Origin of the sequence: Pseudomonas guariconensis (genome assembly GCF_024127895.1) — a bacterium.
Taxonomy (GTDB): domain Bacteria; phylum Pseudomonadota; class Gammaproteobacteria; order Pseudomonadales; family Pseudomonadaceae; genus Aquipseudomonas; species Aquipseudomonas guariconensis_B.
The window spans coordinates 15,860-37,251 of record NZ_JAMYBK010000017.1; the positions used below are offsets into that span (position 1 = coordinate 15,860).

General features: G+C 65.3%; 18 protein-coding genes. 9 read left to right on the forward strand and 9 right to left on the reverse strand.

The features are described 5' to 3' along the window. The first annotated feature begins 137 nt into the window (after window positions 1-137). From NJF35_RS17025 to NJF35_RS17055, 7 genes are all read left to right on the forward strand, one after another. Window positions 138-1,796 (forward strand): Na/Pi cotransporter family protein, encoded by a 1,659-nt coding sequence (locus NJF35_RS17025; protein WP_225790016.1) that lies wholly within the window; start codon window positions 138-140, stop codon window positions 1,794-1,796. A 30-nt stretch (window positions 1,797-1,826) separates the two neighbouring features. Then, window positions 1,827-3,233 (forward strand): M16 family metallopeptidase, encoded by a 1,407-nt coding sequence (locus NJF35_RS17030; protein WP_225790015.1) that lies wholly within the window; start codon window positions 1,827-1,829, stop codon window positions 3,231-3,233. 166 nt (window positions 3,234-3,399) lie between these two features. Then, window positions 3,400-4,422, forward strand: coding sequence for a DUF5924 family protein (locus NJF35_RS17035; protein ID WP_225790014.1), 1,023 nt, complete (start codon window positions 3,400-3,402; stop codon window positions 4,420-4,422). A 118-nt stretch (window positions 4,423-4,540) separates the two neighbouring features. Next, complete coding sequence (locus NJF35_RS17040; RefSeq protein WP_253091309.1) at window positions 4,541-5,674, forward strand: ABC transporter permease; 1,134 nt, start codon at window positions 4,541-4,543, stop codon at window positions 5,672-5,674. After that, complete coding sequence (locus NJF35_RS17045; RefSeq protein WP_225790012.1) at window positions 5,671-6,465, forward strand: ABC transporter ATP-binding protein; 795 nt, start codon at window positions 5,671-5,673, stop codon at window positions 6,463-6,465. The genes NJF35_RS17040 and NJF35_RS17045 overlap by 4 nt, the downstream gene beginning before the upstream one ends. Window positions 6,466-6,467: 2 nt before the next feature. Next, the gene (locus NJF35_RS17050; RefSeq protein ID WP_225790011.1) at window positions 6,468-7,406 is read left to right on the forward strand and encodes an MlaD family protein; all 939 of its coding nucleotides are present in this window, start codon (window positions 6,468-6,470) and stop codon (window positions 7,404-7,406) included. Then, on the forward strand, window positions 7,403-8,023 hold the full coding sequence (locus tag NJF35_RS17055) for an ABC-type transport auxiliary lipoprotein family protein (RefSeq protein WP_253080766.1): 621 nt from the start codon (window positions 7,403-7,405) through the stop codon (window positions 8,021-8,023). The genes NJF35_RS17050 and NJF35_RS17055 overlap by 4 nt, the downstream gene beginning before the upstream one ends. Here NJF35_RS17055 and NJF35_RS17060 read toward each other — a convergent pair. The 6 genes from NJF35_RS17060 to NJF35_RS17085 all read right to left on the reverse strand — a co-directional run bounded on the left by NJF35_RS17060 (window position 8,005) and on the right by NJF35_RS17085 (window position 13,447). Beyond that, window positions 8,005-9,234, reverse strand: coding sequence for a nucleoside recognition domain-containing protein (locus tag NJF35_RS17060; RefSeq protein ID WP_225790009.1), 1,230 nt, complete (start codon window positions 9,232-9,234; stop codon window positions 8,005-8,007). The two genes, NJF35_RS17055 and NJF35_RS17060, sit on opposite strands and share 19 nt — an antisense overlap. Window positions 9,235-9,369: 135 nt before the next feature. Next, complete coding sequence (gltP, locus tag NJF35_RS17065; RefSeq protein WP_225790008.1) at window positions 9,370-10,704, reverse strand: glutamate/aspartate:proton symporter GltP; 1,335 nt, start codon at window positions 10,702-10,704, stop codon at window positions 9,370-9,372. A 788-nt stretch (window positions 10,705-11,492) separates the two neighbouring features. Continuing rightward, the gene (locus tag NJF35_RS17070) at window positions 11,493-11,963 is read right to left on the reverse strand and encodes an inhibitor of vertebrate lysozyme family protein (protein WP_225790007.1); all 471 of its coding nucleotides are present in this window, start codon (window positions 11,961-11,963) and stop codon (window positions 11,493-11,495) included. Between the two features lie 2 nt (window positions 11,964-11,965). Then, window positions 11,966-12,127, reverse strand: coding sequence for a DUF1328 domain-containing protein (locus NJF35_RS17075; RefSeq protein ID WP_011531543.1), 162 nt, complete (start codon window positions 12,125-12,127; stop codon window positions 11,966-11,968). Window positions 12,128-12,168: 41 nt separating this feature from the next. After that, window positions 12,169-12,453, reverse strand: a complete 285-nt coding sequence (locus tag NJF35_RS17080; protein WP_253080764.1) for a hypothetical protein — start codon at window positions 12,451-12,453, stop codon at window positions 12,169-12,171. A gap of 172 nt (window positions 12,454-12,625) precedes the next feature. Further along, on the reverse strand, window positions 12,626-13,447 hold the full coding sequence (locus NJF35_RS17085) for a BON domain-containing protein (protein WP_225790005.1): 822 nt from the start codon (window positions 13,445-13,447) through the stop codon (window positions 12,626-12,628). Window positions 13,448-13,655: 208 nt separating this feature from the next. Here NJF35_RS17085 and algB point away from each other — a divergent pair, with 208 nt between their 5' ends. After that, a complete protein-coding gene (gene algB, locus NJF35_RS17090; RefSeq protein WP_225790004.1) occupies window positions 13,656-15,002 on the forward strand; it encodes a sigma-54-dependent response regulator transcription factor AlgB in 1,347 nt (448 codons plus the stop codon). Next, complete coding sequence (locus tag NJF35_RS17095) at window positions 14,999-16,777, forward strand: KinB sensor domain-containing domain (RefSeq protein ID WP_225790003.1); 1,779 nt, start codon at window positions 14,999-15,001, stop codon at window positions 16,775-16,777. The genes algB and NJF35_RS17095 overlap by 4 nt, the downstream gene beginning before the upstream one ends. An 81-nt stretch (window positions 16,778-16,858) precedes the next feature. Here NJF35_RS17095 and NJF35_RS17100 read toward each other — a convergent pair whose 3' ends face one another. From NJF35_RS17100 to NJF35_RS17110, 3 genes are all read right to left on the reverse strand, one after another. Continuing rightward, window positions 16,859-18,460 carry an EAL domain-containing protein gene (locus NJF35_RS17100; RefSeq protein ID WP_225790002.1) on the reverse strand — a complete coding sequence of 534 codons (1,602 nt, stop codon included), beginning with the start codon at window positions 18,458-18,460 and terminating at the stop codon, window positions 16,859-16,861. Between the two features lie 145 nt (window positions 18,461-18,605). Further along, window positions 18,606-19,382, reverse strand: a complete 777-nt coding sequence (locus tag NJF35_RS17105) for an N-acetylmuramoyl-L-alanine amidase (protein WP_225790001.1) — start codon at window positions 19,380-19,382, stop codon at window positions 18,606-18,608. Window positions 19,383-19,443: 61 nt separating this feature from the next. After that, window positions 19,444-21,330 carry a GGDEF domain-containing protein gene (locus tag NJF35_RS17110; protein WP_225790000.1) on the reverse strand — a complete coding sequence of 629 codons (1,887 nt, stop codon included), beginning with the start codon at window positions 21,328-21,330 and terminating at the stop codon, window positions 19,444-19,446. Window positions 21,331-21,392: the final 62 nt, after the last annotated feature.

Below are 21,392 nucleotides of genomic sequence, written 5' to 3' on the forward strand. Positions count from 1 at the left end.
AAATATGTTTCAGCCATGCCAAGCTGGCGGCAAGTCCGCAAAACAACTAAAGCTTGAGTGAGCACGGGGCAAACCCGCCTCACGGCTTCACCCGTTGGCCCCATGCTGGGGCGAAGGCATTAGGGGGGCCTCGAAACATGCTGACCCTGCTCAACCTGCTCTCCGCCGTGGCCCTGCTGGTCTGGGGCACGCACATCGTGCGAACCGGCATCCTGCGGGTCTATGGCTCCAACCTGCGCCGGGTGCTCAGCCAGAACATGAGCAAGCGCCCGCTGGCCTTCATCGCCGGCATCCTGGTCACCGCGCTGGTGCAGAGCAGCAACGCCACGGCCATGCTGGTGACGTCGTTCGTCGGCCAGGGCCTGATGGCCATGACCCCGGCCCTGGCGATCATGCTCGGTGCCGATGTCGGGACGGCGCTGATGGCCCGGGTACTGACCTTCGACCTGTCATGGCTGTCGCCGTTGCTGGTCTTCCTCGGAGTGATCTTCTTTCTTTCGCGCAAGCAGACCCGCGCTGGCCAGCTCGGCCGCGTGGGCATCGGCCTGGGCCTGATCATCCTGGCCCTGGAGCTGATCGTCCAGGCGGCCACGCCGATCACCCATGCCCAGGGCGTGAAGGTCCTGTTCGCCTCCCTGACCGGCGACATCATGCTCGACGCCCTGGTCGGGGCCTTGTTCGCCCTGGTGTCCTATTCCAGCCTGGCCGCCGTGCTGCTCACCGCCACCCTGGCCGGTGCGGAAGTCATCAGCCTGCCGGTGGCCATCGGCCTGGTGGTCGGCGCCAACATCGGCAGCGGCCTGCTGGCCTTCCTCACTACCAGCATGCAGAACGCCGCGGGCCGACGGGTGGCACTGGGCAGCCTGCTGTACAAACTGATCGGCCTGGTGCTGGTGATCCCGGTGCTGCACCCGCTGGTGGATTGGATGGACTCGCTGAGGTTCAGCCCGCAGGAGCTGGTGATCGGCTTCCACTTGCTCTACAACACCCTGCGCTGCCTGATCATGCTGCCCACGGTCAAGCCCATGGGGCGCCTGTGCAACGCCTTGCTGCCGGAGCGCGAGAACGGCAACGGCCAGATCCGGCCACGCCACCTGGACGCCTCCGCCCTCGACACACCGAGCCTGGCCCTGGCCAACGCCGCGCGCGAGACCCTGCGTCTGGGGGACATCGTCGACAGCCTGCTCGAAGCCATGCTGGGTGCCCTGCGCGGCACCCAGACCGCCATGCCGCAGCAGGTACGCGCCTTGGTCGAGGATGCCGAAGCCCTGTACAGCGCCATCAAGCTGTACCTGGCGCAGATGTCGCGGGAGGATCTCAGCGAACAGGACAACCGGCGCTGGGCCGAGATCATCGAGCTGGCGATCAACCTCAAGCTCGCCAGCGACCTGATCGAGCGCATGCTGCGCAAGGTCCAGCAGCAAAAAACCTCCCAGCGCCGCGAGTTCTCCCAGGTCGGCCTGGAGGAACTGACTGGCCTGCAGGAGCAGTTGCTGGCCAACCTGCGCCTGGGTCTGTCGGTGTTCCTCAGCGCCGATCCGCAGAGCGCCCGCCTGCTACTACGCGAGAAACGCCGCTTCCGCGCCCAGGAGCGACGCCTGGCCCACGCCCATGTCAGCCGTTTGCAACGCAAAGTGGTGCAAAGTATCGAGACCAGTTCGCTACACTTGGAGCTGATCGCCGACATGAAGCGGTTGAACTCTTTGTTCTGCAGCAGTGCCTATGTGGTACTGGGCGGCGCGGACACGGGCGGGCTTCTGCTCGACAGCGTGCCGGACGAAGCCCGCCTGTCCTGATCCCGCGTACCTGGAGACCCGAGCTCGCCCATGCGTTGCCTGATGTTCGTTTGCCTGCTGTTGTGCAGCCTGCCCACGTTCGCCCTCGATCGCTCCCGGGTCGAAGGGTATCTATTGCCCAACGGCCTGCAGGTGATCCTCAAGTCGGGCTACGAGCGCGACCATGTGGCGATCCGCCTGGTGGTGGGGGTTGGCCTGGACGATTTCGACTGCGACCAGCGGGAGCTGCCACATCTGCTCGAACACCTGCTGTTCAGCGGCATCGACGCCAGCGGCGAGGGCGGCCTGGAAGAGCGCATGCAGGCACTGGGCGGGGAGTGGAACGCCTACACCAGCAGCGCCGACACCACCTTCGTCGTCGAGGCGCCGGCGCGTAACCAGCGCAAGGTCCTCGACCTGCTGCTGGCGGCGATCCGCGACACACGTATCGATGGCAAGGCCCTGGCCACGGCGAAGAAGATCATCGAACGCGAGGACGGCGGCCACTACGGCCACCTGCAGCGCTGGCTCGACCGCCAGGACATCGGCCACCGCGCCAGCGACCAACTGGCCGTGGAACTGGGCCTGAAGTGCCCGGAGCGCTCCAACCTCGACGACATGACCCTGGAGCAGGTCCAGGCACTGCGCGAGCACTGGTATGCCGCCAACAACATGACCCTGATCGTCGTCGGCGGCCTCGACCGCCTGCTGCCGGCCTACCTGGAGCGCACCTATGGCGAGCTGCCGGCCGTGGAGCCAGGCGAGCGGCGCAGCCTGGAAAGCATCAGCCGCCAGGCCGAACAGCGCCGCGACCTGACCCGCGGCTGGCTGGGCGACAGCGTCAAGCTGCACTGGCTGTTCATCGAGCCGGTGCTGGACAACGCCCACGACCAGACCCTCGACCTGCTCTCGCGCTACCTGGACTGGGCCCTGTACGACCAGTTGCGCCTGCGCCATGGCCTGTCCTATGGGCCCTCGGTGCAACGCGAAAGCTTTGGCGACCGGGGCATGCTCAGCCTCAATGCCGACCTCGAGCGGCAGGACATCGACGAAGCGGTCAAGGTCATGCAGCAGTTGTTCGACCACCTGCGCAAGAACGGCCTGGACCCGGACACCTTCGCGCGCCTCAAGGAAGCAGCCATCGCCCGCGAAAGCTGGACCACCCAGGGTAACAGCGCCCTGGCCGACTACTACTGGGGTGCGTTGAACGACTACACCGACGGGCGCTTCGCCGACCCGGTCCGCAAGCTGCGCCAGGTCAGCCTCAAGCAGGCCGACGAAGCCCTGCGCACGCTGCTCGACGACCCAGGCTACCTGCGTATCGAAAAACCGCTGCTCGGCTACGACGAACTCTACGGCTTGCTGGCACTGCTGCTGGGCCTGGTCCTGGCCGCCGGGCTGCTGCGCCGTCGCCGCCACCCGACGCCACGCTCCAGCGGCGCTACACGCCAGCCCTGATTCAGCGGTATCCTGTAGCCATCATCCGGCCCTTTCACGGCGGTTCGGCGCCCCGACGTGCCCGCTCCCACAGGATTCGTGCCAGGCTTTGCGCAAGCCTGTGGGAGCAGGCTCGTCCTGCGACCGAGCCAGAACCGGCACCTAAATCTCTCTGTCTATCAGCCCCATGCCTCCGATACCCAATTTCATCCTGCGCGTGATCGAACTGCTCAAGCGCTACCCCGGCATCATCGCGCTCTGCGGCTTTCTCTCTGGCATCGGCAGCTTCATCCTGGTCGACCGCCAAGCCGGCCTGGCCAGCTGGATCGCCATCGTCATGCTGGTCAGCTGGGTCTGGCTGATGCTGGAAAACACCCTCACGGGCCTGTTCGCCCGAGCCTTCAAGCGCGAGATCCCGCAACCGCTGCTGCGCTACGCGACGCAGATGATCCACCAGGAAAGCCTGTTCTTCGTCCTGCCGTTCTTCTTCATCACCACCACCTGGAACAGCGGGCAACTGGTCTTCACCGGCCTGCTCGGCGCTGCGGGGCTGATCTCGATCATCGACCCGCTGTACTACAAGTGGCTGGCGCCCCGGCGCTGGCTGTTCCTCGCCCTGCACACCCTGACCCTGTTCGCCGCGCTGCTCACGGCGCTGCCGATCATCCTGCACCTGACCACGGCGCAGAGCTTCAAGCTGGCCCTGGTCGCCGCCATGGCGCTGTCCTTCCCCAGCCTGGCCAGCAGCTTCCCGATCAACACCTGGCGCCGCGGCGTGGCTCTGGTGCTGGTGACCCTGGCAGTCGGCGGCGGTGGCTGGTTGCTGCGTTCCTGGGTGCCGCCGGCCACCTTGTGGATGACCGAGGTGGCCGTCAGCACCGAAGTGCAGAACCGCCAGCCGGGCGACTCTCTGGAGGAAGTCGCTGCCAGCCGCATCCGCAGCGGCGGCCTGTATGCCTATACCGCGATCAATGCCCCGCGCGGCCTCAACGAACGCATCTACCACGTGTGGCAGCTCGATGGTAAAGAGGTGGATCGCATCGCCTTGGATATCCACGGCGGACGCAAGGAAGGCTACCGGGCCTGGACGCACAAGCAGAACTTCCCGCCCAACCCGGTGGGCAAGTGGCAGGTGAGGGTGCTGACCGAGGATGGGCAGGTGATTGGCGTGTTGCGCTTCAGGGTGGTGGACGATGCACCTGCACAGTAGCCCGAGGGCACCGCTGAACCTGTCTGGGAGCCGGCTTGCCGGCGATAGGCTGCGAAGCAGCCCCAAATGCCGCCATTACGCTATGATCTGACTCGATGCCTCGCGCCCGGTCAAATGCATGGAGCCTATGACAACCCCCAGCGCCACCCTGGACACCAGTAGCCAACCGGCCTGCTTGCGTATCGCCGGCGACTGGACCCTGGCCCACTACGCCAGCCTCAAGCGCGAGAGTGAGCGCCTGCGCCCGCAATACGGCGACGACACGGTCGCCGACCTCAGCCAGCTGGGCCGCCTGGACACCGCCGGCGCCTCGCTGCTGGCCGAACTGCTCGGTGCCGAACGCCTGTCGCGCTGCACCGGCGACCTTCCCGACGCCAGCCGCGCCCTGCTCAAGAACGTCTACTGTTCGGTGCAGGACTACTGCATCCCGGTCAAGGCGCCGGAACGCACAGTGCTGCTGCAACTGCTCGAGCGCATCGGCCGGGCCGTCGATACCCTCTGGCAGGACACCCGGCAACTGCTCGGCTTCATCGGCCTGATCCTCGAGACACTGCTGCGACGCGCCTTGCAGCCGCATCGCTGGCGGGTCACGCCGGTGGTTGCGCACATCGAGCAGACAGGCCTCGATGCCGCGCCGATCGTGGCCTTGCTCACTTTCTTGGTGGGCGCGGTGGTGGCCTTCCTCGGCGCCACGGTACTGGCCGACTTCGGCGCGAGCATCTTCACCGTCGACCTGGTTGCCTTCTCCTTCCTGCGCGAATTCGGCGTGCTGCTGACCGCCATCCTCATGGCCGGCCGCACTGCCAGCGCCTTCACCGCGCAGATCGGCTCGATGAAGGCCAACGAAGAGGTCGACGCCATCCGCACCCTGGGCCTGAACCCCATCGAGCTGCTGGTGGTGCCGCGGGTCCTGGCCCTGCTGATCGCCCTGCCGCTGCTGACCTTCGTCGCGATGCTCTGCGGGATCATCGGCGGCGCGGTGGTCTGCGCCCTGTCGCTGGATATCTCACCAGCCATGTTCCTCTCGCTGTTGCAGAGCGACATCGGCGTGCAGCACTTCCTGGTAGGCCTGGCCAAGGCACCGTTCTTCGCCTTCCTGATCGCCGCCATCGGCTGCCTGGAAGGCTTCAAGGTCAGCGGCAGCGCCGAATCGGTGGGCGCGCATACCACCTCCAGCGTGGTCCAGTCGATCTTCGTGGTCATCGTGCTGGATGCGGTGGCCGCGCTGTTCTTCATGGAGATGGGCTGGTGAACGGCACGCGCGAGAAAGTGATCGAGGCGCGGGGCATCTGCAACCGCTTCGGCAGCCAGGTTGTCCATGAAAACCTCGACCTGGACCTGTATCGCGGTGAGATCCTCGCCGTGGTCGGCGGCTCGGGCAGCGGCAAGTCGGTGCTGCTGCGCAGCATCGTCGGCCTGCGGCGGCCCAACGAAGGGCAGGTCAAGGTGTTCGGCCAGGACCTGGCCCAGGCCAGCGATACCCAGCGCTCGCGGGTGGAGCGGCGCTTCGGCGTGCTGTTCCAGAAGGGCGCGCTGTTCTCTTCGCTGACCGTGACCGAGAACGTCGCCCTGCCACTGATCGAGCATGCCGGGCTGTCCCGCCCGGACGCCGAACACCTGGCGGGGGTCAAGCTGGCCCTGGCCGGCCTGCCGATTTCCGCTGCCGACAAGTACCCATCGTCGCTGTCCGGCGGCATGGTCAAGCGCGCCGCCCTGGCCCGGGCCCTGGCCCTGGACCCGGACATCCTGTTCCTCGACGAGCCCACCGCTGGCCTCGACCCGATCGGCGCCGCAGCCTTCGACCAGTTGATCCTGACCCTGCGCGACGCCCTGGGCCTTTCGGTATTCCTCATCACCCACGACCTGGACACGCTCTACACCATCACCGACCGGGTCGCGGTACTGTCGCAGAAAAAGGTGCTGGTGGCCGCCCCCCTGGCACAGGTCGAGCAGACCGACGACCCCTGGATCCACGAATACTTTCACGGCCCGCGCGGGCGGGCGGCCGAAGACGCCGCCCGCCGTGCGGAGCAGGAGCGCTGAAGATGGAAACCCGAGCTCATCACGTCCTGATCGGCCTGATCACCGTCCTGGTGGTGGCCGGCGCCATGCTGTTCGGCCTGTGGCTGGCCAAGTCCAGCGTCGACGACACCTTCAAGGACTACGAAGTGGTGTTCAACGAAGCGGTCTCGGGCCTGTCACGCGGCAGCACGGTGCAGTACAACGGCATCAAGGTCGGTGATGTCACCACCTTGCGCCTCGACCCGCAGGACCCACGCCGGGTACTGGCGCGCATCCGCCTGAACGCCGATACACCGGTCAAGCAGGACACCCAAGCCAAGCTGACCCTGGCCGGCGTCACCGGCAACGCCTTCATCCAGCTCAGTGGTGGCACGCCGCAAAGCCCGGAACTCAAGGGCAAGGGAGGCCAGTTGCCGGTGATCGTCGCCTCGCCATCGCCCATTTCGCGGCTGCTCAACGACAGCAGCGACCTGGTGACCAACATCAACCTGCTGCTGCACAACGCCAATCAGATGTTCTCCGAAACCAATATCGACCGCCTGGGCAACACCCTGGCGAACCTCGAGCAAACCACCAGCGCCTTCGCCAACCACAAGGGCGGCATCGCCCAGGCCATCGAGCAACTGGCCGAGGTCGGCAAGCAGGCCAGCGCCACCCTGGCCGAGACCCAAACGCTGATGCACGACGCCAACGCCTTGCTGGGCAGCGAAGGCAAGCAGGCGATCGGCAGCGCCGAGCAGGCCATGCAGTCCCTGGCCGAAAGCACCGCGACCATCAACGCCCTGCTCAAGGATAACCGCCAAGCCCTCGACGACGGCGCCCAGGGCCTGAACCAGCTGGCCCCGGCGATCCGCGAGCTGCGCGAAACCCTCAACGCCCTGAAGGGTATCTCCCGGCGCCTGGAGGCAGACCCAGGCGGCTACCTGCTGGGCCGCGACAACAACAAGGAGTTCCAGCCATGAAACGGTCGCTGCGCCTGCTCGCCCTGACAGCCTCCCTGGGCCTGGCCACGGCCTGTTCGATCCTGCCGCAAAGCGAGCCGGTGGACATCTATCGCTTGCCGGTGAGCCAGGCCAACGGCAACCAGGCGCCGCTGGACTGGTCGCTGCGCCTGAACAAGCCACTGGCCAGCGAAGCCCTGGCCGGGCCGCGCATCGCCGTGATTCCCCAGGGCGACGTCATCAGCAGCTACAAGGGTGCGCGCTGGAGCGACCCGGTGCCGCTGTTGCTGCGCAACCGCCTGCTCGACGGTTTCCAGCGCGACGGCCGGGTACAGCGCCTGAGCGCGGACGACAGCAACCTGCAGGCCGACTTCGAGCTGGTCGGCGAGTTGCAGGCGTTCCAAAGCGAGTACCGGGCCGGGGGCGTAGAGGTGCTGATCCGCTATGACGCACGGCTGGTCCAGGGCCGCAGCCAGCGTATCCTGGCCAGCCGCCGCTTCGAGGTGCGCCAGCCGCTGGGCGACAGCCAGGTGCCAGCGGTGGTCGCCGGCTTCGGCAGTGCCAGCGACCAGTTGGTGGGACAAGTGGTGGCCTGGACCATCGCCCAGGCCGGCCAGGCTCAGGCGAAGAACCAGTAGCAGACGAAGATCGCCGCGATCACCCCGGATAGCTCGGCGAGCAGGGCACAACCCACGGTGTGGCGCACACGCTGGATGCCCACCGCGCCGAAGTACACCGCCAACACGTAGAAGGTGGTTTCGGTGCTACCCTGGATGGTCGCCGCCACCAACGCGGGGAAACTGTCGACGCCGTGGGTCTGCATGGTCTCGATGAGCATGGCCCGCGCCGCGCTGCCGGAGAACGGCTTGACCAGCGCGGTCGGCAGGCCCTCGACGAAACGGGTATCCATGCCCATCCATTCCACCGCATGGCGGATGCCGTCCAGCGCCAGCTCCAGGGCCCCGGAGGCGCGCAGCACGCCGACCGCGCAGAGCATGGCCACCAGGTACGGCAAAAGGCTCTTGGCCACGTCGAAACCTTCCTTGGCGCCTTCGATGAAGGCCTCATAGACCTTGACCCGTTTCAGCGCACCGATCACCAGGAACAGGATGATCACGCCAAACAGCGTCAGGTTGCCGAGGATCGACGAGAGGCTGGCCAAGGCCGCCGCCGACAGGGTGCCGAGGAGAGCCATGAAGCCGCCCAGCAGCAGGGCGCCGGGGATCAGGTAGGCGAGTACCACCGGGTCCCACAGGCGCAGGCGCTGCATCACCGCCACCGACAGCAGGCCGACCAGGGTCGAGCAGCTGGTGGCCAGGAGGATCGGCAGGAACACCAGGGTCGGGTCGGTCGCGCCCTGCTGGGCGCGGTACATGAAGATGGTCACCGGCAGCAGGGTGAGCGACGATGCGTTGAGCACCAGGAACAGGATCTGCGCGTTGCTCGCCGTGCTGCTGCTCGGATTGAGCTCCTGCAGGGCGCGCATGGCCTTCAGGCCGATGGGCGTGGCGGCGTTGTCCAGGCCCAGGCCGTTGGCGGCGAAGTTCATGGTGATCAGGCCCAGGGCCGGATGGCCGGGCGGGACCTCGGGCATCAAGCGGGCGAACAGCGGGCCCAGGACCTTGGCCAGCCATTCGACGATTCCGGCCTGCTCGGCGATCTTGAGAAAGCCCAGCCAGAGGGTGAGGGTGCCGAACAGCAGGACCATGACCTCCACGGACAGCTTGGCCATGGCGAAGATGCTCTCGACCATCGCGGCGAAGATGCCGGCATTGCCGCCGACCAGCCATTGGGCCAGGGCGGAAATGGCCGCCACCAGGAAAAAGCCGAGCCAAAGGCCGTTGAGCATCCGTGTGTTCCCCCTGAAAAATGCCCCGAATGATAACGCATGCCGGTCGGTTGAGCGGGCTTGCCGGGCGAATGCGTCGGTACAGACGACAAAAAGCCCCGACAAGTCGGGGCTCTTCGGTGCAACGCAGCAGGGTCAGCGCTTGGCGGTCTCGCCCACCATCACGGTTTCCCGCTTGCCCGCGGCCTGCATCAGCGAGCTGTAGTACTGCTCGCCCTTGGCCGCATCGTACATGCCTTCCCAGCGCGCGATGACCAGCGCGGCCAGGGCGTTGCCGATCACGTTCAAGGCGGTACGGGCCATGTCCATGATGCGGTCGACACCGGCGATGAAGGCCAGGCCTTCCAGCGGGATGCCCACGCTGCCCAGGGTCGCCAGCAGTACCACGAAGGAAACGCCCGGCACGCCGGCGATGCCCTTGGAGGTGACCATCAGGGTCAGCACCAGCAGCAATTGCTGGCCCAGGGACAGGTCGATGCCATACAGCTGGGCGATGAAGATCGCCGCGATGCTCTGGTACAGGGTCGAGCCGTCGAGGTTGAAGGAGTAGCCAGTCGGTACCACGAAGCTGCAGATCGACTTCGGCGCACCGTACTTCTCCATCTTCTCGATCACACGCGGCAGCACGGTTTCCGAGCTGGAGGTGGAGTACGCCAGGATCAACTCGTCCTTCATGATGCGCATGATCTTGATGACCGAGAAGCCGAATATCCGCGCCACCAAGCCCAGCACCATGAAGGCGAAGAAGGCGATGGCGAAGTACACCAGCAGCACCAGCTTGGCCAGCGGCAGCAGCGAGGCGAAGCCGAAGTTGGCGACGGTGGCGGCGATCAGGGCGAACACACCGATCGGTGCGTAGTTCATGATCATGTGGGTGACCTTGAACATGGTCTCCGACACAGCCTGGAAGGTACGTACCAGCGGGTCGCGCAGCTCCGCCTGCAGGCTCGACAGGCCCAGGCCGAACATCACCGAGAAGAAGATGATCGGCAGCATCTCGCCACGCATCAGCGCCGCGAAGATGTTCGACGGGATCAGGTTGAGCAGGGTCTCGATGAACGCGTGCTCATGCTGCACTTCGGCCGCGGTGGCCTGGTACTTGGAGATATCGACGGTGCCCAGGGTGCTCATGTCGATGCCGGCACCCGGATGGAACAGGTTGGCCAGGACCAGGCCGACGACGATGGCGATGGTGGTCACCACTTCGAAGTAGATGATGGTCTTCAGGCCGATGCTGCCCAGTTTCTTCGCGTCGCCTACCCCGGCGATGCCCACGATCAGCGACGAAATCACGATCGGGACGACGATCATCTTGATCAGGCGAATGAAGATGTCGCCGGCGGGCTGGAGGACGTTGCTGATCCACCATGCCTTTTCTGCACTGAAATGATTAAGCAGCGCGCCGACTGCAACGCCGAGTACCAGACCGATGACGATCTGCCAGGCGAGGCTTAGTTTTGCCTTCTTCATGTCATTCCCCTTTGTTCTAGTGGTCACGGGCACCAACCGGAAAAGCGCGTTGCAGAGCCGTTTCCAGCCCATATGTCAGCGTTTTGCTTCCGTTCGGCGGCTCCATGGAAGGACACCGCAAGCGAGCGACACGGCGCTCGGGTCAGCGAAAAAGGCGGCAACTATTGCGATGCAAAAGGGGGCAGTCTAATGCCGGAAACGAGTAGCCCATGCCGAATCGGCATGATACTTCCAGAGGAAATCGGGCATCAGAAGAGGTTGTCTTTTCTGCGTTCGGATTTCCGAACAAGACCAAAGCGCCATTTTTCGGCAGATTTGGCTGCACCCATTCGAGGGTGTGAACGGCCTGTTCGACAATCCGAATGGCCAAAATCGCCCCCGTCGGGGACGGTAGGGGATCGAAAAAAATTTCGATGTACGGTCGAGACAAAATGTGTCTCGGGGCAATTTCGCTTTTTTCCGTAGGAAGGCGTGCGGATCGAAAGAGGATCTTGTCGAGGGAAAGGGTGGGAGAAACGTGGATGCCTTCTTTATATAGAGGTACCTCGGAAGCCAGGCCCGAGCCCATGCCCATCCGACACGGTCGGCCTGAAGCTTCCGACGTCACCTTCACCTGACCCGGCCCATCGCGGAGGCACTCCCTGTACCCCTAGGCCACTCCGGTCCTGCAACAACCAGAACGGCCCGGCCCCTTGGTCATGCGCCATCCCTCCTCGGGGCGGCGCATCATAGAAGCCGGAAAGCGGGAAAAGTTCGGCTTCTACAGCGTTACAACGCGCGAGCTTCGGTCAGTACCACTTCGGGTCGCGCTTGAGCTGCTCGCGCAGCATGGCCTTCATGCCGTCGTCCGGATCACCCAGCCAGCGGTATTGCGCATGGCGGGTGGGCGACTTGTCCGAGGGCAGGCCCTCCGGGACTTCCACGAGCATCCCGTAGGCGTCGTCCTTGTCCCAACTGAACGCCACGATCAGGCGTTTGTAGGTGCAATTGTTCTCCGATTCGCACAAAGGCCCGACCAGATACCGGTCGCCATCCTCGGTGACCGCCGACATCTGCTCCTGCGAACTGCCGGTGAGGTTGATCACCCAATCGGGCAGCCGCTCTTCGCCCTCGAGGGTGTCCTGCCAGGTTTCCCGGTACTCGGGGTCCGTACCCAGCAGCTGATTGACCCGGACCTGGCCGTCATTGGCCGCCATCGCCGCCGCGCCACCGCCCACTAGCAGAGCGGTAGCCAGGGCTGTGCAAAGCATCCTGCGCATGTTCAACCCCTGCCACGTCCGAAGAAGAAGGAAGCCACGAACAGGACCAGGAAGATGATGAAGAGGATCTTCGCGATACCAGTGGCGGCGCCGGCGATACCACCGAAGCCCAGCACGGCGGCGACAATGGCGATGATCAGGAAAGTGATGGCCCAACTCAGCATGATGGTTCTCCTTTCTTTTCGAAATCAGCCTGGCGTGGCGCTCAGAACACCCAGCGCTCCTGGGGTGCGACGCGCTCCAGGGTGGCAGGGGACGCCTTTGCCGCCGGCAGCGGCTCGGTCGCCCTCACCAGGGTATTGGCACGGTTCGCCTGGATCTGCGCCAGCAGCGCGGTCTGCGCCGCCACCTGCTCGGCCAGCCGGGAGGTCTGCCAGCTGTAGTAGAACTGGCCAGCGGCCAGGGTCAGCAGCAGCGCCAGCCCGAGGTACAGGCACTGGCGCAGGGGCAGTGCGGTAGTCTGCGAGCGGTTGACGGATGGGCGGTTCATGCCAGCTCCTCCTGCTGTGTTTTTATTCGAACCTGCCCAGGAAGTTGCAGCCTGCATGCCAGCCTTGGCCATCTGTAAAATTCCTTTTAAAACAAAAATATAGAAAAAAACTCACGAACACCGGGGACGTATCCTGCACGATGGACCCGGCAAGGTCGTGCGTTTTGCACGATCATCCTTCCACTTTGGTGGCGATCTTCAGCAGGTCGGCGTCCACGCCTCGCACACCGATGATCTGCCTGGCTACCTCCACGGCGATGGCCTTCTGTTCGCTACTGACCACCTCGCCAGACAGCCGGACCAGCCCTTGTTCGCTGGCCACCTTGATGTTCAGGCCATCGAGGTTGCGGCTGAAGCGTAGACTGTTCTGGATCTTGGCGACGATCCAGCTGTCACTGGGTTGCGGCCCCGTGGGCGCATCCACCGGCTTTTCCCGGGCCTTGGCCATGGCGGCGCTGTCCAGGCTGACCAGGTTGTTCACCAGGTGCACGCCATCGGTGCTACGCGCCAGCACGCCGGCCAACTCCTTGGCCTCAGGGCTATCGACCTTGCCCCGCAAGGTCACCACGCCCTCACGGCTCTCGACCTCGATCGGCGCCTTCTCGGTGATACGGCTCCAGAGCAGGCGTGCGCGCACGATCGCCGCGAGCGTGGCGTCTTCCAGACGTTGGGCGTAAGCCCGCAGCTCCTGGGGCCGCTCGACCAGCTCGGGGTTGACCCGCAGCTGGTTGTCGACCTGCTCGATACCACGGGTGGCAAGGGCCACACGCTCGGCCAACTGACTCTCGACCGCGTTCTCCACTTCGCCGGAGAGACGGGCCTGGGCGCCGTCCACCTCGACCGTGATACGGAACGGGTTGAGCACACGGTTGAGCGACAGTGCGGTTTGCAGGGCGCCTTGCAGGCGCGCGTCCTGGACGGGGTCGGCGAGGGCCGGGGTGAACACCGGCAGCAGGCAGGCCGCCAACAGGGTCATTCGAGGGGAAAAGCGCATGAGTCACCTCCTTGCTTGGCATAACAAAAGACAGTCGCAACCGCTGTGCCATTCCTAAAAGCCCGTGGAACCTCGTGCTGTTGGGGGGCTCAGACCGAGACCAGGCCATTGGCTAGCATGCAAACAACGGATTCCTTCAGAATGGACCATGCAACTTGCCCGATTTTTCCGACACTAATTGAGATCAATCCCGAAGGAGCGTAGGAAAATGGAATCAGCCCAGGACAACCAAGGCCGCATTCTGCTGGTGGATGATGAATCCGCGATCCTGCGAACCTTCCGCTATTGCCTGGAAGACGAAGGCTACAGCGTGGCCACGGCCAGCAGTGCCGCGCAGGCGGAAGCCTTGCTGCAGCGCCAGGTGTTCGACCTGTGTTTCCTCGACCTGCGCCTGGGCGAGGACAATGGCCTGGATGTGCTGGCCCAGATGCGTATCCAGGCTCCCTGGATGCGTGTAGTGATCGTCACCGCCCATTCGGCGATCGACACTGCGGTCGATGCCATCCAGGCCGGCGCCGCCGATTACCTGGTCAAGCCGTGCAGCCCCGACCAATTGCGCCTGGCCACGGCCAAGCAGCTGGAAGTCCGCCAGCTGTCGGCGCGCCTGGAGGCGCTGGAAGGCGAGGTGCGCAAGCCCAAGGACGGCCTGGATTCACACAGCCCAGCCATGATGGCGGTGCTGGAAACCGCCCGGCAGGTGGCGACCACCGACGCCAATATCCTCATCCTCGGCGAGTCGGGGACCGGCAAGGGTGAGCTGGCCCGCGCCATCCACGGCTGGAGCAAACGGGCGCGCAAGGCCTGCGTGACCATCAACTGCCCCTCGCTGAACGCCGAGCTGATGGAAAGCGAACTGTTCGGCCATACCCGTGGCGCCTTCACAGGGGCCAGCGAAAGCACCCTCGGGCGGGTCAACCAGGCGGACGGCGGCACGCTGTTTCTCGACGAAATCGGCGATTTTCCCCTGACACTCCAGCCTAAGCTGCTGCGTTTCATCCAGGACAAGGAATACGAGCGGGTTGGCGACCCCATCACCCGCCGGGCCGACGTGCGGATTCTCGCGGCGACCAACCTCAACCTCGAGGAGATGGTCCGCGACGGGCGCTTTCGCGAAGACCTGCTGTACCGCCTGAACGTCATCACCCTGCACCTGCCTCCCCTGCGCGAGCGCAGCGAAGACATCCTCACCCTCGCCGAACGCTTCCTCGCCCGCTTCGTCAAGGAATACTCGCGCCCCGCCCGGGTGTTCAGCGACGAAGCCCGCACAGCCCTGCTCAACTACCGCTGGCCGGGCAACATCCGCGAGCTGCGCAACGTGGTGGAGCGGGCCAGCATCATCTGCCCGCAGGAACGTGTGGAAATCAGCCACCTGGGCATGGCCGAACAACCCACGGGCAACGCGCCGCGGGTCGGCGCCGCGCTGAGCCTGGACGAGCTGGAGCGCGCCCACATCGGCGCGGTGCTGGCCACCAGCGACACCCTCGACCAGGCCGCCAAGACCCTGGGCATCGACGCCTCCACCCTGTACCGCAAGCGCAAGCAGTACAACCTATGAAATGGTCGATGAAGCTGCGCACGCGGCTTTTCCTCAGCATCTCGGCGCTGGTGACGGTCGCCCTGCTCGGCCTGCTGCTGGGGCTCGTCAGCGTGTTGCAGATGGCCACCGTGCAGCAGCGCCTGGTCCGCGACACCACCCATGCCCTGGAAGTCGGCCTGAAGCTGCGGCAGAACCTGGGTGAGCAGCTCAACCTGATCCTCGACGAAAGCACCGATCCGCAAAGCCTGGTGACCCTGCAGGAGAGCTTCAAGACCCTGCTCGACGAGGGCCTGGCCCAAGGTGGCGAGCGCACCGGCTTCAGCAAGGCCAACAGCAACTACCAGGCCTTTCTCCAGGCGTACCGCGAAAGTCCGGCGCCGGCCCGCAGCATGGGGGTCGAGCAACCACTGGGCGCAGCGTTCAACCAGGTGCGTACCGACCTGATCGATTCGCACAAGCAGGCGCTGGAGCACATCACCCGCAGCGAGGAGCAAACCCGCGGCCGCGCGCTGCTGATCAGCGGCATGCTCGGCCTGATGGGCCTGGCGGTACTGGTGCTGGGCTTCGTCACCGCGCACAACATCGCCCGCCGCTTCGGCCAGCCGATCGAAGCCCTGGCCAAGGCCGCCGACCAGGTTGGCCAGGGCAACTTCGATGTCACCCTGCCCGTGACCCAGGCCACCGAGCTGAACCAGTTGACCCGCCGCTTCGGCCTGATGGCCGATGCCCTGCGCAAGCACCAGGCCACCAATGTCGACGAACTGCTGGCCGGCCAGCAACGGCTGCAGGCGGTGCTCGACAGCATCGACGACGGGTTGTTGATCATCGACCGCCAAGGTTGCCTCGAGCACCTCAATCCGGTGGCCCAACGCCAGCTTGGCTGGGACTCCAGCCGTGTCGGCACGGGCCTGGCCGAGGCGCTGCAGCGCCCGGAGCTGGAGCAGCAAGTGCGCCAGGTCCTGCGTGGCGGCAACCTGGACCGCCCGCCCGATGACCTGAGCATCGAAGTCGATGAGGAAACCCGCCTGCTGGCTTATAGCCTCACGCCGGTCAGCCATCCCCAGGGGCCGATCCTGGGCGCCGTGATGGTGCTGCACGATGTCACCGAGCAGCGTGCCTTCGAGCGGGTGCGCAGCGAGTTCGTCCTGCGCGCCTCCCATGAGTTGCGCACGCCGGTCACCGGCATGCACATGGCCTTCGGCCTGCTGCGCGAACGCTTGAAGTTCCCGCCCGAAGCCCGGGAAAACGACCTGCTCGACACCATTGGCGAGGAGATGCAGCGGCTGACTCAGCTGATCAACGACCTGCTCAATTTCTCCCGCTACCAGAGCGGCCTGCAGAAACTGGAACTGGCGCCCTGTGCCATCGACGAGCTGCTCGAACGCGCCCAGGCACGCTTTGCCGAGCAAGCCACGCACAAGCAGATCGAGCTGCTCACCGAACTGGAGCTGCCCTTGCCACGTATCCAGGCCGATATCGCCCAGCTCGAGCGGGTGCTGGACAACCTGCTGCACAACGCCATTCGCCACACCGCCAGCGGCGGACGTATCCGCCTGCACGCACGGCGCCATGCCGAGCGGGTGATCATCAGCGTCGAGGACAACGGCGAGGGCATCGCCTATGGCCAGCAAGGGCGCATCTTCGAGCCCTTCGTGCAGGTGGGGCGCAAAAAGGGTGGCGCTGGCCTGGGGCTGGCGCTGTGCAAGGAGATCGTTCAGTTGCATGGGGGGCGCATGGGGGTGTTTTCCCGGCCAGGGCAGGGTACCCAGTTCTACATGGCCTTGCCGGTCTGAGGTGGGCGACTCGTTTCGCGGGCAATCACTCAAGACTTTGGGGGGCCACTTCGCGCCCCAGGATGACAAGCACCGGCAATGTCAGGGCTTGCCCACGCGCCGCCCCCGCGTGACCAGTTCGGCGAACTGCCGGGCATTGAGCGGGTGGGCGAACAGCCAACCCTGGCCGTAGTTGACGCCTTCATTGTTGAGCAAAATCGCCTGGTCCTCGCACTCGATGCCTTCGGCTATCACCCGCAAATGCAGGTCATGGGCCATGCGAATGATGTGCGGAGCCACACCGCTGCTGGCGGCATCATGGCCCAGCGCGTCGATGAACGACTTGTCTATCTTCAGGCAGTCCACCGGCAGGGTCTGCAAGTAGGCCAGGCTGCAATAGCCGGTGCCGAAGTCGTCGATCAGCACCTGGTGCCCCACCGCGCGCAGCGCCTGCAGGTTGTCACGCGCCACCACCACGTCGATCAGGCCGCGCTCGGTCACCTCGAAGGCGATCTGGCTGGGGGACACCCGATGGTGCGCCAGCAGGCGCGCCGCCACCCGGCCGATACGTGGCACCATGACATCGCAGGCCGCCAGATTCACCGAGATATAGAGGTGGCGGTTGGCCCGCAACAGCTGGCCCAGTTGCTCCAGTACCCGTTGCAGGACGAAGTCGGTGATCTGGCGGATCTGCCCGGTGTTCTCGGCCAGCGGGATGAACAGCTCGGGGCTGGTCAGGGTACCGTCCGGGCGACGCCAGCGCACCAGCGCCTCGGCACCGACACAACGCCGGCTGTCGAGCTCGAAGATCGGCTGATAGAGCACCTGCAGCTCGCCCCGGCGCAGGGCATTCTGCAGCTCCGAGCTCATCGAACGTCGCTGCAGCACCAGTTGCAGCACCAGCCAGCCGATGCAACAGGCCAGCAGCAGGCTGCCAGGGAACAGCAGCCAGAGCATGCCGTTCATTTTCAGCGGCAGGCTGGCGCGGGGGGCAATCAGCACCAACTGGTAGTCCGGCGATTTGGTCGGCATGCGGTAGACCAGGCGATCGCTCAGCTCGAGCAGGGCCTTGTGCGAAGGAGGAGGCCAGTTGGCGACCGGTGGCCAGACCTGGACGGGGCCCAGCACCGGGATCGCCCGGGTGCCGTGGTCGAGGACCACCAGCAGGCTGCCGCCGGGGGGGAGGTCGACCACGTCGCTGAGGTGGCCGCGGGAGGTGGACACCAGGAACCTTCCCCGGCCCAGCATCAGCGCGGCCAGGTTCTCGTTGGGTTCGGTGGTGGTGTTGAGCCAGTAGCTGTAGGTCGGGCCCTGGATGTCGGGTGCCCGCAAAGGCTCGATGAGCCGTTCGCCCCCCCGGTTGGAGCAGGCGATGTTGCCCTCGACATAAGCCGCCTCATAGATGAAGCGCGAACTCAGGCCAACCTGCTGCAAGGCCTCCAGCATCGACGCATCGCAGCCGCGCAGGGGTTGTGCCTGAAGACGGTCGACACCTTCGCGCAATTGGCCGAACACCTGCTCCAGACGCTCCAGGAAGCGCTCGCCCCGGGCGTTCATCTGCGCGCTTTCGCTTTGCTTCATCTGTTGCACGGCCACGCCGAAGCTGGCCGTTAGCAACAGCACGGCGCTGGCCAATGCTGCCATCCCGGCCAGCATCCAGGGTCGGTAGAAAAATTGGCGCAACGCGGCGAAGAGGGCTGACATCACGGGCATCCAGTTGATTACCAAGAGGTATAGCAACGGAATGGACAATCGGCCTCGCCGTTGGGCGCATGGGCCTGGCTGGCCGAGGGTGCTGCTGGCGCTATGTTGACCCGCGAAGGTCTGGGCCGCTTCGCAGCCCCAAGGTTCAGCGCATGCTGTTGAGCACCTGCAGCATCGCCGCAGTCTGGGCGTCCGGCATGCCGTCGAAACGCTGCGGGCGGAAGCGCATCTGGAAGGCGGCGATGACATGACGGGTGGCGACATCCAGCTCGCCGGTCTGCGCGATGGCATAGCCGAACCGTGCCAGTTGCTGCTGGTACCAGCCCGCCGTCGGCGGATTGACGCTGAAGTACGCCTGCTGTCGTGCCACCGCCGTCGCCTCCGGCCATACGCCGAGGCCTGCATCGGCCAGGCGCTTCCAGGGGAACACCGGCCCGGGGTCTAGCTTGCGCAGCGGCGCGATGTCGCTATGGCCGATAATGTTCCGGGGCGCGATGCCGTTGCGCTTGACGATGTCCTTGAGCAAGGCGATCAGTGCCTGGACCTGCGCCTCGCTGTAGGGGTGCCAGACACGGCCAGTGGATGTGTCGGTATAGCCCGGATTGACGATCTCGATGCCGATGGAACTGGAGTTGAGCCAGGTACGGCCTTGCCACTGGCTGTCGCCGGCATGCCAGGCGCGGCGGCTCTCATCCACCAGTTGGTAGACCTTCGCCGGGCCATCGCCGATCAGGTAGTGGCTGCTGACCTCGCCATGGGTCAGCAGCGCCAGGGAGCGCTCCAGCGAGGCGTTGGTGTAGTGCAGGACGACGAACTGGATACGGTTGTCCTGGTTGACCGACGTATGGCTGCGATCGATACGCAAGCCGGTGGAGCAGCCGGTCAGGACGATCAGCAGCAGGGCAGTGAACAACGCTTTCATGGAAACAGCCAGGGTGATGGGTCAGTAATGCAATAGCATAACGTATGCACGCCTCGCCCAGTCAGCCTTGTTCCACCCGATTTCGCCCCAGCTCCTTGGCACGGTACAGCGCGGCATCGGCGCGCTTGAGCACCTGGTCGCCACGCTCGCCGGAGCGAAACGCGCTCAGCCCTATGGAAGTGGTGATCACCACCCGCTGGCCCTTGAAGTGGAACGGGCAAGCCTCGACTGCCGCGCGTAGGGCCTCGGCCATCTCGCCCCCGTCCGCCAGCGAGGTCTGCGGTAGCAGCAGGACGAATTCCTCGCCGCCAAAGCGGGCGATGAAGTCCTGGCCACGCAGGCGCTTGCGCAACTGGTCGGCGACGATCTTCAGGACCTTGTCCCCGGCCAGGTGGCCATAGCTGTCGTTGATACGCTTGAAGTGGTCGAGGTCGAGAATCGCCATCGACAGATGGCCACCTTGCTCCTGCCAGGCTTGTACCTCGCGCTCGACACGCTCCGTCCAGGCGGCTCGGTTGGGCAGGCCGGTCAGTGGGTCGATCAATGCTTTCTGCCGCTGCTCCTCCAGGTGATCGCGATAGCCGAGGGCCTCCTGCTCCATATGCGCCACCCGTTCGGCCAAACCCTGCAGGCGGCCGGCCAGTTCCTGCTCGCGGCGGTCGCGCTCCTGCTGGTGTTCGTCCATGGTCGTCAGCAGGCCCTCGAGGCGGTTCTCCAAGATGTGCTTGAGGCTGTCCAGGTCAACGGCGCCTTGCACGCTGTTCTGCAGACCGTCGACCTGCTCGCGCAACTGGCTGTCGAGTTCGCGGGCGGCGCAACTGTTGTCGGCATGCCCGGCACTGGCCTCCTGCAGGTGGCCCTGGAAGCTTTCCAGGCGTTCGTTGAGCTGCTGCAGGTAGGCCTCGAACTCGTGCTGGCCGCTGTCGGTGATCGCCAGCATCAGCACCGCCAGGTCATCCAGTACCGGGATCAGCTCATACCAGTTGAGCCCGCGTGACACCCGCTCACGCATGGCCAGGGCCTGGGCCTTGTGACGCTCCGGTAGGCTCAGGTCGTCGAGCAGGCCGATCAGGGTCTGCTCGATGTGTGCGGCTACCGTGCTGTAGGGCGGTTCGACGGCATCGGGCAGGGCGTAGGGACCGTCTTCATCGATGGCTTCGCCTGGGCCATCGGCCAGCGGCTCGCCAGGCTCGCGGTCATCGTCCGGCGACGGCTCCACCTCGAGCGGGCACTCGGTCGGGGCCGTCTCCTGCGCCGAGGGTAGCTCGATCTCGATCGGGTCTGGACCTGGTGCCTCGGCCAGCGGCTGCAATTCATCCATGTCGCCCGGAAGGGCTACGGGCTCGGCACCCGGCTGCGCCATGGCGCCGGCGACGGGCAGCGTCTCGGCCATGGCCGCGACAGGCTGGGTTTGCGCCTGCGTCTCGTGGTTACCGAACAAGCGCTGCAGCAACCCTGGCCGGGGCTCCTCCTCCGGCCTTTGCAACACACGCAAGGCCCGGCCCTGCAAACCGCTGAGTTCGCCCAGCAAGGGCGGCAGCTCGCGGGACTGGCTGACGCCCCCTTCGAGCTTCTTGGAGAGTTTCTTCAAAGGGCGGGCGACCTCGCCTGGCAATGGCAGGCCTTGCAACTGACCAACCAGCGCCGTCAAGGCATCACTGACCTGGTTCATGCGGGTTTCGCGTCGCTGCTCAGAATCCAGCACGGCCTTTTCCAGCCGTGGGATCAAGCCGGCGAGGCCGGCGTCCAGGTTGTCACTACGGATGACTTCGCGCATTTCCTTCATGCACTGGTCGACCGCCTTGTCACTGCCCTCGGCTGCCAGGGAACTGCGCACCAGGCCACGGCGCAGCAGGTCGAGACGGGCTTCCCAGCGGCGTTCGAGCTTTTCCTGCTGTTCGATGCTCTTGAGGTATTTTTCTTTCCAGCGCTCGGCTTCGTCGGTCATGCCTGGGTCCGCAACGGGTGGTGGCATCTAGATTTCGGCGAAAAGCCCGAACTCTTGAGACC